The 15,054-nt window shown below is 68.4% G+C and carries 9 protein-coding genes; 6 read left to right on the plus strand and 3 right to left on the minus strand.

The window, feature by feature from the left end; translation table 11 throughout:
* Positions 1-18: 18 nt before the first annotated feature.
* The 4 genes from BM004_RS27035 (at position 19) to BM004_RS27050 (ending at position 7,191) form a co-directional block, all read left to right on the plus strand.
* Positions 19-1,083: a LysR substrate-binding domain-containing protein gene (locus BM004_RS27035; RefSeq protein ID WP_256220064.1), complete on the plus strand. Its 1,065-nt coding sequence runs from the start codon at positions 19-21 to the stop codon at positions 1,081-1,083.
* Positions 1,043-1,855, plus strand: coding sequence for a helix-turn-helix domain-containing protein (locus BM004_RS27040; RefSeq protein ID WP_093218151.1), 813 nt, complete (start codon positions 1,043-1,045; stop codon positions 1,853-1,855). The genes BM004_RS27035 and BM004_RS27040 overlap by 41 nt, the downstream gene beginning before the upstream one ends.
* Before the next feature lie 161 nt (positions 1,856-2,016).
* A complete protein-coding gene (locus BM004_RS27045; RefSeq protein ID WP_093218152.1) occupies positions 2,017-4,548 on the plus strand; it encodes a penicillin acylase family protein in 2,532 nt (843 codons plus the stop codon).
* 141 nt (positions 4,549-4,689) lie between these two features.
* On the plus strand, positions 4,690-7,191 hold the full coding sequence (locus tag BM004_RS27050) for a penicillin acylase family protein (protein ID WP_093218154.1): 2,502 nt from the start codon (positions 4,690-4,692) through the stop codon (positions 7,189-7,191).
* 61 nt (positions 7,192-7,252) lie between these two features.
* On the opposite strand, the gene BM004_RS27055 is transcribed toward BM004_RS27050, so the two are convergent.
* From BM004_RS27055 to BM004_RS41560, 3 genes are all read right to left on the minus strand, one after another.
* The gene (locus BM004_RS27055) at positions 7,253-8,512 is read right to left on the minus strand and encodes an MFS transporter (protein ID WP_371270716.1); all 1,260 of its coding nucleotides are present in this window, start codon (positions 8,510-8,512) and stop codon (positions 7,253-7,255) included.
* A 266-nt stretch (positions 8,513-8,778) separates the two neighbouring features.
* Positions 8,779-9,993, minus strand: coding sequence for a PrsW family intramembrane metalloprotease (locus BM004_RS27065; RefSeq protein ID WP_177206620.1), 1,215 nt, complete (start codon positions 9,991-9,993; stop codon positions 8,779-8,781).
* A 4-nt stretch (positions 9,994-9,997) separates the two neighbouring features.
* A complete protein-coding gene (locus tag BM004_RS41560; RefSeq protein ID WP_177206621.1) occupies positions 9,998-10,348 on the minus strand; it encodes a hypothetical protein in 351 nt (116 codons plus the stop codon).
* Positions 10,349-10,883: 535 nt separating this feature from the next.
* Between BM004_RS41560 and BM004_RS27070 the strand changes: the two genes are divergently transcribed.
* Together BM004_RS27070 and BM004_RS27075 are read left to right on the plus strand one after the other, a co-directional pair.
* Positions 10,884-11,900 carry a TRAP transporter substrate-binding protein gene (locus BM004_RS27070; RefSeq protein ID WP_093218206.1) on the plus strand — a complete coding sequence of 339 codons (1,017 nt, stop codon included), beginning with the start codon at positions 10,884-10,886 and terminating at the stop codon, positions 11,898-11,900.
* On the plus strand, positions 11,897-14,926 hold the full coding sequence (locus tag BM004_RS27075; protein ID WP_093129412.1) for a bifunctional diguanylate cyclase/phosphodiesterase: 3,030 nt from the start codon (positions 11,897-11,899) through the stop codon (positions 14,924-14,926). The genes BM004_RS27070 and BM004_RS27075 overlap by 4 nt, the downstream gene beginning before the upstream one ends.
* Positions 14,927-15,054: the final 128 nt, after the last annotated feature.

The raw sequence follows: 15,054 nt of genomic DNA on the forward strand, positions 1-15,054 counted from the left end.
TGAACCAAAGGAAATGCCATGAGCCAGGTGATGTTCGATCTCGACGTGCTGCGCAGCTTTGCCACCGGCATGGCGCTGGGCAGCTATGCGCGCGCGGCCGACAAGCTGGGCCGTTCGACGTCGGCCGTGAGCGCGCAGCTCAAGAAGCTGGAGTCGCAGGCCGGCACGGTGCTGTTCCGCAAGGCGGGCCGCGGGCTGGAGCTCACCGATGCCGGCGAGACGCTGCTGGCCTATGCCCACCGCATGCTCGAGCTCAACGAAGAGGCCAACGCCGCGATGCGCGGCGTCGATCTGCAAGGCTGGGTGCGGCTCGGGCTGCAGGAAGACTTCGGCGAGACGCTGCTGCCCGCCGTGCTCGGGCGCTTCGCGCGCGCGCACCCCAAGGTGCGCATCGAGGCGTGCGTGGCGCGCAGCGGCGAACTGCGCGAGCGGCTCGAACTCGGCCAGCTCGACCTGGCGCTGGCATGGGACGCGGGCGACCAGCCGCTGTCGCCGTATGCGGAGCGCGTGGCGCGGCTGCCGTTGTTGTGGATCGGGCCCAAGGCGCCCGACCGGGTCGATGCGCCGTGGTGGACCGAGCGCGAGCACCGCGCCCCCGGCGTGCGCCTGCCCAAAAGCAAGGAGCCGTTGCCGCTCATCATGCTGGACGCCCCGTGCCCGCTGCGCGAGATCGTCATCACCGCGCTCGACCGCGCCGGCCTGCCGTGGCGCCGCGCCTTCGGCAGCGCCAGCCTGGCGGCGCTGTGGGCCGCCACGTCGGCCGGGCTGGGCCTCACGGTGCGCACGCCGTTCGGGCTGCCTTCGCATGTGCGCACGCTCGACCGCGCCACGCTGTCGCTGCCGGCGCTGCCGCAGATCTCGCTGGTGCTCTACCGCGCGCAGGCGCACTCCGAGGCGCCGGCGAGCCGGCTCGCCACGCTGCTGCTGGAGGCGGTGCGCCAGCATGTGCAGCCCGTGGCGATGCCGATGCGTGAGAATCCGCCGCTGGAGACCAAGGCAAGAGCAAAAGAAAAGGCGAGACAGCATGGGCATGGGAACGAGCATGGGAACGGCAACGCACAACTTCCTGCATCTGTGGGATGACAGGTTCCTGTACATCACGCCGGCGATCCAGTCGGGCCTGACGGCGCGTTCGTCGGCCACGCTGCTGGCCTCGGTCAGCGGCCACCCCTTCACGCTCGAGGCCGAAGACGGCACCCGCGTGCGCTGCACCGCCGCGCTGATCGCGCCGCACGTCTCGCGCCGGCTCGACGTCGACGGCTGCGGGCTGCTCTCGCTCAATCTCGACCCGGCCTCCAGCGCCTATCGCATGCTGGCCAGGCGCATGGGCGGCCACGGCATCCAGCCGATCGACGCGCGGCGCTTCGGCCGGCTGCGCGACGACTTCGAACCCGCGCAATGCGGCGTGCTGCCCGACGAGCGGCTGCAGGCGCTCAGCGCGCAACTGGTCGAGTCCATCACCGAATGCCCCGAGCTGCAGCCGGCCATCGACCCGCGCATCGAGCGCGTGCTGCAGTCCATTCGCGCGCACGCGGGCCAGATCGCGCTGCCCGATCTCGCGGCCGTGGCCTGCCTGTCGCCCGACCGGCTCACGCACCTGTTCGCCGAGCAGGTGGGCGTGTCGGTGAAGCGCTATGCGCTGTGGACCAAGGTGCGCCGCACGGTGCAGCAGTTCACCGGGCAGAGCTCGCTGACCGAGGTGGCGCTGGTCAGCGGCTTCACCGACGCGGCGCACATGAGCCGCACCTTCCAGCGCTACTTCGGCCTGCCGCCTTCGTTCCTCGCGAGCCAGGTGTGCGTGACGGCGGACGAGCACGCTTCGCATGCGTGGGGCCAGCACGCGCCGCTGCACTAGACGCACATGAAGGCGCACACGTGGGCACACACGTCGGCGCACTCCAGCACGCACTGGCAACAACCCTAGGTCATCGCAGCGGCTGCGTACAAGCCGCGGCCCGACGCGCTGCCTAAGCTCCGGATTGCTCCGCCAATAGAGCATCAACTGGAGACACATCAATGAGACATTCGATCCGTCGCGGCGTGCTGCCGCTGTCGTTGCTCGCGCTCGCCACCGCGGCCGCCATCACCGCCTGCGGAGGAGGAGGCGGCGGCGGCAACGCAGGCTTCACCTTCCTTCCGCCCGCCACGCCGGCCAACCCGCCGCCCGACAGCACCTACAAGGCCGAGATCCGCCGCACGGCCATGGGCGTGCCGCACATCAAGGCCGACAACTGGCCCGGCGCGGGCTACGGCTATGGCTACGCACAGGCCGAGGACGACCTGTGCACCATGGCCGACTCGTTCCTCACCTACCGCGGCGAGCGCTCGCAGTACTTCGGCGCCACGGCCAAGCTGCTGGCCGGCAGCACCATCGGGCAGCCGGTGAACCTCGAGTCCGACTTCTTCCACCGGCACGTGATCTCGGCCGACGTGCTGAAGAAGATGATCGATGCGCAGCCCGACAACCTGAAGAAGCTGGTCGAAGGCTTCACCGCGGGCTACAACCGCTACGTGCGCGACGTGAAGGCCAGCGCCACGGCCCACGCGGCCTGCCGCGGCGAGGCATGGGTGCAGCCCATCACCACCGACGACATCTACCGCCGCATGTACGCGGCCAACCTCGCGGGCGGGTACAGCAATTTCCTGGCGAACATCTCCAGCGCCGAGGCCCCCGCCGTGGTGGGGCCGCTCAAGGTGTCGGCGCGCGGCCGCAGGAAGGCGGCCGCGGTGCAGCTCGCGGCGCTCGACGTCAAGGCGCCCGAGCTGCAGGTGGGCGGCCACGAGGGCGTGGGCAGCAACATGATCGGCTTCGGCACTGCGGCCACCGGCGACGCGAGCCCGCTGCTGTTCGGCAACCCGCACTGGTACTGGCGCGGGCCCGACCGCTTCTACCAGGCGCAGCTCACCATTCCGGGCGAGCTGAACATCAGCGGCACGTCGTTCCTGGGCATTCCGGTGATCCTCATCGGCTTCAACGACAACATCGCCTGGAGCCACACGGTGTCGACCGCGCGGCGCTTCGGCTTCTTCCAGCTCAAGCTGGCCTCGGGCGACCCGACCAGCTACATGCGCGACGGCGCCGCCGTGAAGATGCAGCCCTCGGAAATCACGGTGAAGGTGAAGGGCACGGACGGCGCCACGACACAGGTCACGCGCACGCTCTACAAGAGCGAGTACGGACCCATGGTCAACCTGGCGCCGCTGAACAGCGGGCTGGCGTGGAGCCAGACCATGGCCTTCGCGATCCGCGACATCAACGGCGAGAACTACCGCACCTTCCGCAACTGGCTGCGCTGGAACCAGGCCAGGTCGCTCGACGAGTTCGTTGCCATCCAGCGCGAGGAAGCCGCCATTCCGTGGGTCAACACCGTGGCCGTGGGCCGCGGCAGCGCCAAGGCCTGGTACGCGGACATCGGCGCGGTGCCCAACGTGTCGCCGGCCCAGGTGACGGACTGCACCACGGCCGTGGGCGCTTCGATGCAGGCGACGCTGCCGCGCGTGCCCATCTTCGACGGCTCGCGCAGCGCCTGCGACTGGCAGACCGACGCCGACTCCGCGCAGAAGGGCGCCATCGGCGCGTCGCGCATGCCCAGCCTGACGCGCGACGACTACGTGGCCAACATGAACGACAGCTACTGGCTGGCCAACCCGAAGGCGCCCATGACCGGCTACCCGGACATCATGGGCCCGGCCGGCACCGAGGCGGTGAGCTTTCGCACCCGCATGGGCAACGTGCTGGCGCAGGGCCGCGTCGACGGCAGCGACAGCTACGGTGCGAAGGGCGCGACGCCCGACACCGTCAAGCGCATGGTGCTGAACAGCCGCGTGCTGACGGCCGAGCTGTTCAGGGCCGAGGCGCTGCCGATGGTCTGCGACGGCACGCCGATCGCGGTCGCCAAGGACCCGCTGACCAACGAGGACATCGGCCCGAGCATCGACGTGAGCGCCGCCTGCGCCGCGCTCACGGCGTGGGACGGCACGGGTGTCACTGGCGCAAGGGGCGCGCACCTGTGGGACGAGTTCTGGAGCCGCGCGTCGCGGATTCCGGCGGCCTCGCTCTACAACGTGCCGTTCAGCGCGGCCGACCCGATCCACACCCCGCGCGAGCTGAAGAGCACCGCCGGCACGCTGCTGCGCGAGGCCTTCGGCGCCGCCGTGGCGCGCGTGCAGGCCAGCGGCTATGCGGTGGACGCGGTGCGCGGCGAGTACCTGTTCGCCACGCGCGGCGGCAAGAAGATCCCGCTGTACGGCGGCTGCGGCGGGCCGGGCTACTTCACCATCTCGTGCTCGGAGAACCGGCTCGACAAGGGCGGCTACACGATGGACGGCAACCCGAACGGCAACAGCTACATGCAGGTCGTGCGCTTCCCCGAAGGCGGTGTGGAGGCCCACACCTTCCTCACGTTCTCGCTGTCGGACGATCCGGCCTCCGCGCACAACGGCGACTACACGCGCGCCTACAGCGAGGGGAAGTGGCTCAAGGTGCCGTTCTCGGAAGCGGACATCAAGGCCGACGCGGCTTTCAGCAGCACGGCCATCGCCGAATAGCGCGCAAAGACAAAGGCAAAGACGAGGCGGTGCGCGGCGCGCGGCGCGCCCGTGGCGCCGGTCTTTTAAGATCGGCGCAGAACGCGCCACGCACGCCATGCGCCACGCAGCTGCGTTCCTCCAACCCAACAGGAACACAGCATGCGCGCGAAATCTTCGGGCGGCCTTCGGCCGCTTTTTCTTGTGCCCGTCGTCATGGCCCTCGCGGCCTGCGCCGGCACCGCCGACCGGCAGGCATCGCAGGGCCAGGGCCCGTACAAGGCGGAGATCCGCCGCACCGCCATGGGCGTGCCGCACATCAAGGCCGACGACTGGGCCGGCGCCGGCTACGGCTACGGCTATGCCCAGGCGCAGGACAACCTCTGCACCATGGCCGAGGGCTTTCTCACCTTCCGCGGCGAACGCTCGCAGTTCTTCGGCGGCGACGCGCAACTGCCGGCCAACAGCACCATCGGCCGGCCGAAGAACATCGACTCGGACTTCTTCCACCGGCACGCGATGGCGCCCGACGTGGTCGAGGCCTTCGCGAACGCGCAGCCCGACAGCATCCGCCGCATGGCCGAGGGCTTTGCCGCGGGCTACAACCGCTACGTGAGAGAGGTTCACGACGTGCGCGAAGTGCGCGACGTGCGAGAGCCTCGCGAAGTTCGCGACATGGAGGTCGACGGCGCCGCAGGCAACGCCCATGCGGCCTGCCGCGGCGAAGCGTGGGTGCGGCCGATCACCGCGGTGGACATCTACCGCCGCATGTACGCCACCAACCTGGCCGCGGGCTACAGCAACTTCGTCGCGAACATCGCGAATGCGGTGCCGCCGAACGCGGCAGCGCCGGCCAAGGTTTCCTCGGCCGGCGAACAGGGCGCGCAGCCGTTCGCGCTGGAGGTCGGCGGCAAGGCCGGCGTGGGCAGCAACATGATCGGCTTCGGCACCGCGGCCACCGGCGACGCGAGCCCGCTGCTGTTCGGCAACCCGCACTGGTATTGGCGCGGGATCGACCGCTTCTACCAGGCGCAGATCACGATTCCCGGGCAGCTCGATGTGAGCGGCACGTCGTTCCTCGGCGTGCCGGTGATCCTCATCGGCTTCAACCAGAACGTGGCCTGGAGCCACACCGTGTCGGCGGCGCGGCGCTTCGGCCTCTACCAGCTGCAGCTCGCGCCGAACGACCCGACCAGCTACATGCGCGACGGCCGCCCCGTGAAGATGCAGGCGCGCACCGTCACCGTGAACGTGAAGCAGGCCTCAGGGGCGGTCGAGCCGGTGACGCGCACGCTCTACACCTCGGAGTACGGGCCGCTGCTGAACCTCGGCACCCTCGAGCCGGCGCTGGCCTGGAGCCAGGCCACGGCCTTTGCGGTGCGCGACGTCAATGCCGGCAACTTCCGCACCTTTCGCACCTGGCTGCGCTGGGGGCAGGGGAAGTCGCTCGACCAGCTGATTGCCGCGCAGCGCGAGGAAGCCTCGATTCCCTGGGTCAACACCGTGGCCGTGGGCCGCGGCAGCGCGCAGGCCTGGTATGCCGACATCGGCGCGGTGCCCAACGTGTCGCCCGAACAGGTCGCGCGCTGCACCACGCCCGCCGGCCAGGCCATTGCCGCGGTGATGCCGCGCGTGCCGGTGTTCGACGGTTCGCGCAGCGACTGCGACTGGCGCACCGATGCCGACTCGGTGCAGAAGGGCGCCGTCGGCCCCGCGCGCATGCCAAGCCTGCTGCGCGGCGACTACGTGGCCAACATGAACGACAGCTACTGGCTGGCCAACCCGAAGGCGCCGCTCACGGGCTACCCGGCCATCTTCGGCCCCGCCGGCAGCGAGGCGCAGACCTTCCGCACGCGGCTCGGCCACCTGATCGCGCAGGGCCTGGGCCAGGGCGCGACGCTCGAAGCGGTGGAGCGCGCGACGCTCGGCAGCCGCGCCTACACCGCCGAGCTGTTCAAGGACCGCGCGCTGGCCATGGTGTGCAGCGTGCGCCGCATCGCGGTGAACGGCGATCCGCAGACGAAGGAGGCCTTCTCGCCGCCGCGCAACGCCGACACCGGCCCGGCCTGTGCCGCGCTCAGGGCATGGAACAACACCGGCGTGGCCTCGGCGCGCGGTGCCCATGTGTGGGACGAGTTCTGGGCGCGCGCCTTGCTGGTGCCCGCCGGCCAGCTCTACGCCGTGCCCTTCAGCGCGAGCGACCCGGTCGGCACGCCGCGCGGCCTGAAGACCTCGGCCGCGGCGCAGTTGCGGCAGGCCTTCGGCGCGGCGGTGCTGCGCGTGCAGGCCAGCGGCTACGCGCCCGACGCGCCGCGCGGCGACGTGCTGTTCGCCACGCGCAACGGCCGCAGGATCCCGCTGTCGGGCGGCTGCGACAACCAGGGCTACTTCACGGTGCTCTGCTCGGAGAACCGGCTCGACAAGGGCGGCTACACGATGGACGGCAACCCGAACGGCAACAGCTACATGCAGGTCGTGCGCTTCCCCGAAGGCGGCGTGGAGGCGCATACCTTCCTCACGTTCTCGCTGTCGGACGACCCGGCCTCCGCGCACAACGGCGACTACACGCGCGCCTACAGCGAGGGGAAATGGCTCAAGGTGCCGTTCTCGGAGTCGGACATCAAGGCCGACGCCGCGTACCGCAGCGTGACCATCCGGGAGTAGGCGAGCAGGGTTGAGGTGGGATGGTGGGGCGGGGCGGGGCAAGGCGGTGCAAGGCGGTGCCTCAGCGCCGCTTCGCCAGCCAGTTCCACCCGGCGCCAGCGGCCATCAGCACGCAGGTGCCGAGGAACACGGCGCGCATGCCGATGTGCCCGCCCACGAAGCCGCCCAGCAGCGGCCCGGCCACCTGGCCGGTGTACTGCGCCGAGGTCGAGTAGCCGAGCATGTTGCCGGCCACGCGCTCGGGCACGTTGTGGCGGATCACGCTGGCAATGCACGGCAGCAGCCCGCCAAGCGACAGCCCCATCAGGAAGCGCAGCACCACCAGCTGCCAGCCCGAAGTGACGAAGGCCTGCGGCACCAGCAGCAGCGCCGACACCGCGAGGCAGCCGACGATCACGTTCCAGTGGCCCACGCGGTCGGCCAGCTTGCCCAGCCGCGAGGCCGACAGGATGCTGCCGAGCGCGGCGGCCGACATCACCAGGCCCGCCATCATGGTCACGCGGTTCGGGTCTTCCACCAGCGTGGCCACGTAGACCGTGATGATCGGCTCGATCGACATGTTGGCCAGCATCAGCAGCATGCCGGTGAAGAGCATGGCGACCAGCGGGCGCTTGTCGGGCACGGCGGCCCAGCCGGCGCCGGCGGCCTGGTGCCTGGCCTTGTCGGCGGGCGCCTTCTTTTCTTCGCGGATCAGGAACGCGGTGGCCAGGAAGGCCACGAAGATCATGGCGCCCGCGGCGAAGAAGGTCGCGCGGATGCCGATGAGCGGCGGCAACACGCCGCCCACCAGCGGCCCGACCAGGTTGCCCGCCATGATGGCCGACGACATGGTGCCCAGCGCCCAGCCGGTGCGCGCCTTGGGCGTCTGCGTGGCGACCAGCACCATCGAGCCCGAGGCGTAGCCGCCCAGCAGCCCGGCCAGCAGCCGCAGGCCCACCAGCTGCCACACGTTGCCCGCGAGGCCGATCAGCGCCATCGCCACCGCCATGCCCAGGCTCGCGCGGATCAGCATCGGCTTGCGCCCGTAGCGGTCGGCCAGCCGGCCCCACAGCGGCGCGACCAGCGCCGCGCTGAGAAAGGTGGCGCCGTACGCCGCGCCCGACCACTGCACGATGGCCGCGTGGTCCTTCACGCCCAACTGCTCGACGTACAGCGGCAGGAAGGGCAGCAGCAGCGTCATCGCGATGATGGTGGTGAAGGAGCCGAACATGCACACGGCGAGGTTGCGCTGCCAGTGGAGGTGCGCAGGAGCGGCGGCAGGGGTGGGGGCAGGAGTGTCCGCCTCGGCTTGCGGGGAAGTGCTGGGTGTGGGATGCGTCATGGGGCCGGCCATTGTGTGGCGGCGGGGCCAAAGCCGCGCCTGCCGATTGGCGGTGACGGCCATCGCGGGGAGCGGGGGCGTGGAGGGCGCGGCGAGCGAGAAGGTGGGCGGGAAGGTGGGCGGGAAGGCGGGAAGGAAGGGCTGCCTGCGGCGGCAACAGTTTTCCGACCACCGCGGCTCGTTCCAGATGACCGCGCCAACCGAGTGACTTCCGGATGGAAATCAGCGCGCAGCTGTTCTCCGAGCCGATCGAAGCCGCCCTGGCTTCACAAAGAATCGATCAGCGGTTTCCTGGCGCAATCAACGAACGCAGCTTCCATCTGGCTTCGAGCAAGGTGCACCGCTTGCACCTGCTCTTTGACTTCTTCGTGCCTGCCCGTAGCGGACGAGCGCAAGGTCAGCATGGCGAGCGCGCTGGCCTCGGCTTGGTACCTGGCGGTCAATCGAGCCGCTGCCCGGCCCGCACGTTGACGCGCCTCGTGGCGCCAACCGTGCCGTTTCTTCAGGCTCCCAAGCAAGGCGACCTCGTGTTGAGCGACATGCCCCTCCTCGGCAATTCCTGGCAACGCGGCAACTATTGCCTTTTTCCGAAGCTGGCGCATTTTCAGCGCCAGGATCGCCAGCGCAAGAAAAAGAGGGAGCATGACGGCCACGTAGATCTTGTAGATCATGAAAGGGTCGCCGCTGGCCAGGCCAGCCCAATCCCATACGCCATGCAAAACCGTCGGGAAAATAAATCCCAGAAAAATAAAAGCCATCTGAATGGCGCGATTGCGCATGCCGGCAGCCGCCGCAACCCCCAAGCCAATGAAGGCGACGAAAAAGGAGTGCATGAACGGCACCATCAGTCCTCGCAACAGAAAACTCATGACCAGCGTCGCACCTGCAGCACCGTTTGCCGGGTCGCTCACGAGATAAGTGACCATTATTTTTCCGAAATACATGATCTGTTCGCTGGATGCGAATCCTGCGCCGATCAATCCACCATAAACGATGCCATCGAGCAGCCCACGGATTTGAGTGCGCCGATATACCAACATCCAGATGAGGAAAAGGCCTTTGAACAACTCTTCGGTCACTGGCGTAATAACCAGGGGGCCGAACCAATGGCCGAATTCGCTCCCGACCTGGGTGTCGACCAGGAGCTGCAAGCCCTCTTGTGACCAGATGGCGCAAAAGCCGGCCACGGAAGCGCCCCACGCAAAAGCCGAGAACAGCAGTCCCGGTCTGCCTTGCACCCAGCGGCCAAGCCACAGGAATGTCCCCGCCATTGGAAGCGTGACCAGAGCAGAGAGGTGAAACCCCCATCCCATTCCGGTCGTTCCAATTTTTGTCCAGATCCAGCCCAGAGCAGCAAGCCATGTAAAAAATGCCAGAAATGGCCACCCATACTGGATTTTCGTTTTCTTCATATTGAGAATTTGGGTGTCGTCTGGCTCGCAACTCGAACGAGATAAGTCTTTCATGGGTTGAAAGCTCATGGCGTCACTCATCATCATCCAGCCACGGAAGGTCCCCGGGCGGCCCAAAAATGTAGTTTCCCTGGACATAGAACTGGCCACCCTTCTTGGGTCCCCAGATGTAGAAGGGACCGAATTTTTTAGGGTCGTAGTCTATTTGAAGGTAATAGGCGCCATTGTTTCTCGGCCCGTAGATGTGCCGATTCAGTATGTAATATTTTCCCGACATCCTGGGCCCATAGATATAGCCGCTCTGGATGTAGTACTGCCCGACATTGCGCTGCATGCCTTCTCCATGGCCCGCGACGCAAGCGCAGCTGGAAAGCAACAAGGCCGTACCCAGGTTGAGTGAAACGGCAGCTGGCCTGAAGCGCATGAAAACCTCCGGTGTTATTGGCGCAAAACATCACGGCGCGGCGCTTTAACGGACCTGCCTGGGTGAATCAATTTGCTTGAACTGATAGTACACCATATCGGTCTAAGTTTTACCAGTTTGGTTGGTAATGCCGGAAACTCCAGGTTTGGGCACCTTCCGGTCAAGAAAGCAGTGGTCAGCGGCCGCGCCGGCGGTGTCTCGGTAGCCCCTGGTGCCGATGTGCAGCAGGTCACCAGGGCTTCGTGCTCGCAACGCACGACCGGCTTCGCGGGAACCTGGTTGCTCGGTTCGGACAGGGCTGTCTCGACGACATGGCTCGAACCGCAAGCAGCCTGGTGTCGCCGCGGAGACGATGTGGACAGGGGGAAGGGCTGGCAGGCCACGGGGGGTGTCGGCCACGCAACGGATGCGCACTTTCACGGGCCGGGGCGCACCGATCCTGTGTAATGATGAAATTTGTGAAATTTTTTGCGCTTTGGCGCAATACCAGACCGGCGAGACCGTAGCAATCGTGGCTTATCTGATCGGCCTCCTGATGTTTTTTGCATCGCTGTGCCATGCGCAGACGACGCCTGTCCAACGCCTGCGCATCGTCGGCGGGCTGGGCGGCGTGACCCAATACACCCGGCATGAGGAACAGTTCTGGACCCGGGACCTGGCCGCGCTGAGCGGCGGGCGCTACACCGCCAGCATCGTGCCCTTCGACCGCGCGGGCGTGCCGGGCCAGGAAATGCTCAACCTGATGCAGCTGGGCGTGGTGCCCTTCGGCACCGCGCTCATGAGCCAGATGTCGGTGCAATTCCCGGAACTGGGCGCGCCCGACATGGCCGGCCTGAACCCCGACGTCGCCACGCTGCGCCGCGTGGTGAGCGCCTTTCGCCCCTACCTGAGCGAGGCCCTGCGCGAGCGCTACGGCGTGGAACTGCTGGCCGTCTACATCTACCCGGCGCAGGAGGTGTTCTGCAACAAGCCGATGCGCCAGCTGTCCGACCTGTCGGGCCGGCGCACGCGGGTGTCCGGCGCGACGCAGGCCGACTTCGTCGCGGCCCTGGGCGGCACGCCGGTCTACACCGAGTTCTCGCAGATCATGGCCAACATGAAGTCGGGCAACACCGACTGCGTCATCACCGGCACCATGTCGGGCCACACGCTGGGCCTGCATGAGGTGACCAGTGCCATCTACGCCATGCCGGTGAGCTGGGGCGTGGCCGTGTTCGCGGCCAACCGCGAAAGCCTCAACGCGCTGCCGGCCGACCTGCAGGCCCTGCTGCGCAAGGAACTGCCGCGGCTGGAGGCCGCGGTGTGGGCCCAGTCGGAGTCCGAGACCGAAGAGGGCATCGCCTGCAACACGGGCGCGGCGGCCTGCACCAGGCCGATCAAGGGACGCATGGTGGCGGTGCGGCCGTCGCCGCAGGACGACGCCCGCCGCCGGGAAATCTTCGCCACCCGCGTGCTGCCCGGCTGGGTGGAGCGCTGCGGCCCGGTCTGCGCCACCGTGTGGAACCAGACGCTGGGACCGGTGGTGGGCTTGCGCGCCCAGACAACCCGGTGAAATCGCACTTTCCGCGTCGAGTGACGGCCATCGTGTATGGCGTGGCCGTGCTGTTCCTCGCCACGGTGGCGGCCGTGGCCAGCGCCATCATCTGGGAGGCGCGCCAGAAGGCGATCAGCGACCACGAGAGCCAGGCGGTGCGTTTCGTCGGCGGCTCCGAGGCGGCGCTCAACCGCGCGCTGCTGAGCATCGACATGCTGCTGGCGGGCGCCAACGAGTCGCTGCGCAGCGCCGCCCGCGAGAGCATGGGCACCGAAGCCGGCCAGCGCCAGATCCACCAGGTGCTGGACGACGTGGTGCGGCAGAACCTGCTGGTGCGCCACGTCGCCTTCGTCAACGCCGACGACACCGTGATGGCCTCGACCGACCGGCGCGGCGCACAGCTGCCGCTGGCACTGCCGAGCGGCTTCGTGGCGGGCGTGCTGGCGAGCCCGGTGTCCACGCTGGCGATCAGCCCGCCCGCCTCCAGCCTCGTCACCTCGCAGCGGGTGCTGTTCTTCGCGCGCGCCGTGACGCTCGCGGACGGCGCGCGCGTGCTGGCGGTGGCCGAGGTGCAGCTGTCGCTGCTGACGACCATCATGACGCAGGGCGCCGGCATCCGCGGGCTGGAGGTCACGCTGGAGCGCGACGCCGGCCCGATGCTCACCAGCCTTCCGCCGCGCGACGACCTCATCGGCCGGCAGATCGAGCCGCCCCTGCGCGAGCAGACCAGCGACGGCAGGCCCTCGCGCATGGCCGCGCGCCTGAGCGGCCTGCCGGCCATCGTCGTGGCCCGCCCGACCCTGCACCGCAACCTGCTGATTGTCGCGAGCATTCCCCTGAGTGCCGCCCTGCAGGACTGGCGCCGCGAGCGCGACCTGATCGCCTGGACCGCGCTGGCCATCGGGCTGATGATCCTGGCGGTGGCGCGCTTCACGCACGTGCAGCTGCGCCGCCAATGGCGCGCGCAGATGGCGCAGGTGCGTTCCAAGGCCACGCTCGACCAGGCGCTGGAGTCGATGATCGACGGCTTCATCCTGCTCGACGCCGACACCCGCGTGCTCACCTGGAACCGAAGTTTCGTGGCGATGTTTCCGTGGACCGAGCCCCTGATCGCGCCGCGCGTGCCGTTCAGCCGCATCATGGACGAGACCGCGCAGCACGTGGTGCACCACCGCGGCCCGGCCGACTGGACGGCCCTGAACATGCCGCAGATGAGCCAGCCGCACTCCGAGCAGGAGGCGCTGCTGCAAAGCGGCCAGGTGATCCGCGCCACGCGCAGCCGCACGCCCGACGGCGGCACCGTCTGCGTCTATCAGGACATCACCGAGAAGCGCCGCCACACGGCCGCCATCGTCGAGAGCAAGGCGCAGCTGCAGGCCACGCTCGACGCGCTGCCCGACCTGCTGCTCGAAGTGGGGCTTGACGGCTGCTGCCACGGCTACCACTCGCCGCGCGCGCCGTTCCCGGGTGCCGAGATCGGCATCGGCAACGAGGACCCGGTCGGGCGCATGCTGTCGCAGCTGCTGCCGGTCGACGCGGCGGCCGAAGTCATGAGCGCGTTGCACGAGGCGCATGTCACGGGCTCTTCCAGCGGCCGCCAGTTCGAGCGGCGCGGCCTGCACGACAAGGCCTGGTTCGAGATCTCGGTGTCGCGCAAGTCGGTGGGCGGCGAGATCGACGCGCGCTTCATCGTGATCCTGCGCAACATCACCGAGAGCAAGCTCGCGGCGCGCGAGATCGAGCACCTGGCCTTCTACGACACGCTCACCGGCCTGCCCAACCGGCGGCTGCTGCTGGACCGCCTGAACCAGGCCATCGGCTCGACCGTGCGGCGCTCGCGCCTGTGCGCGCTGCTGTTCCTCGACCTGGACAACTTCAAGACGCTGAACGACGCGCTGGGCCACGACATCGGCGACGTGATGCTCAAGCAGGTCGCGCAGCGGCTGAAGGACTGCCTGCGCGACGGCGACATCGTGGCGCGCCTGGGCGGCGACGAGTTCGTGGTGATGCTGGACGACCTGAGCGCGCAATCGGTCATTGCCACCTCGCAGACCGAGACCATGGGCGCGGCCATTTTGGCGCGGCTCAACCAGCCCTACCAGCTCGGCTCGCAGCAGCACCACAGCACCTGCAGCATCGGCGCGACGCTCTTCAACGCGCAGGACGCGTCGATGGAAGAGGTGCTCAAGCAGGCCGACATCGCGATGTACTACGCCAAGACCGACGGCGGCAACGCGCTGCGTTTCTTCGAGACCGGCATGCAGACCACCATCACGGCCAGGGCCGCGCTGGAAAGCGAGCTGCACACCGCCATCGCCGGTCGGCAGTTCGTGCTGTATTACCAGAGCCAGATCACCTGCGCGGACCGCGTGATCGGCGCCGAGGTGCTGGTGCGCTGGCGCCACCCGGTGCGCGGCCTGCTGCTGCCGCGCGAGTTCATCGACGTGGCGGAAGACACCGGGCTCATCATCCCGCTGGGGCTGTGGGTGCTGGAGACCGCCTGCATGCAGCTGGCCGCGTGGAGCGGCGACCCGCGCCGCAGCGCGCTGCAGCTGTCGGTGAACGTGAGCGCGCGGCAGTTCCGCGAGGAAGATTTCGTCGACCAGGTGCGCCTGGTGCTCAAGCGCAGCGGTGCCGACCCGGCCAAGCTCAAGCTGGAGCTCACCGAGAGCCTGCTGCACGACAAGGTGATCGACACCATCGGCAAGATGGAGGCGCTGGCCGGGCTGGGCATCCAGTTCTCGATGGACGACTTCGGCACCGGCTATTCGTCGCTGTCGTACATGACGCAGCTGCCGCTCAGCCAGATCAAGATCGACAAGTTCTTCGTGCACAGCATCGGGCTGAACCAGAAGGTCGAACTGATCATCCAGACCATCATCGGCATGGCGCGCAACCTCGAACTGGAGATCGTGGCCGAAGGGGTGGAGACGCAGGAGCAGTGCGACTTCCTGGAGCGCAACGGATGCGGCGTGTGGCAGGGCTACCTGTTCGGGTTGCCGCAGCCGCTGGAGACGTACGAGATGGAGCTGGAGCGGCAGTGAGGGGCGCGAGCGCCCGGTCCTGAGGCCTGGCCGGCGTCCACGCCGCAGGCGACGGACTGGCGCGGAACCATGGTGGATGCGGATGCGCTCCGCCCCGCTTCACCTGCATTGCTGCAGGGGCCGGGGCT

Source organism: Variovorax sp. OK212 (assembly GCF_900112425.1).
GTDB lineage: Bacteria > Pseudomonadota > Gammaproteobacteria > Burkholderiales > Burkholderiaceae_C > Variovorax.

Coding starts and splice junctions, on each gene's coding strand:
- BM004_RS27070 (WP_093218206.1), top strand. CDS start 10,884: ATGTTTTTTGCATCGCTGTGCCATGCGCAGACGACGCCTGTCCAACGC.
- BM004_RS41560 (WP_177206621.1), bottom strand. CDS start 10,348: ATGCGCTTCAGGCCAGCTGCCGTTTCACTCAACCTGGGTACGGCCTTG.
- BM004_RS27040 (WP_093218151.1), top strand. CDS start 1,043: ATGGGAACGGCAACGCACAACTTCCTGCATCTGTGGGATGACAGGTTC.
- BM004_RS27050 (WP_093218154.1), top strand. CDS start 4,690: ATGCGCGCGAAATCTTCGGGCGGCCTTCGGCCGCTTTTTCTTGTGCCC.
- BM004_RS27055 (WP_371270716.1), bottom strand. CDS start 8,512: ATGACGCATCCCACACCCAGCACTTCCCCGCAAGCCGAGGCGGACACT.
- BM004_RS27035 (WP_256220064.1), top strand. CDS start 19: ATGAGCCAGGTGATGTTCGATCTCGACGTGCTGCGCAGCTTTGCCACC.
- BM004_RS27045 (WP_093218152.1), top strand. CDS start 2,017: ATGAGACATTCGATCCGTCGCGGCGTGCTGCCGCTGTCGTTGCTCGCG.
- BM004_RS27065 (WP_177206620.1), bottom strand. CDS start 9,993: ATGAGCTTTCAACCCATGAAAGACTTATCTCGTTCGAGTTGCGAGCCA.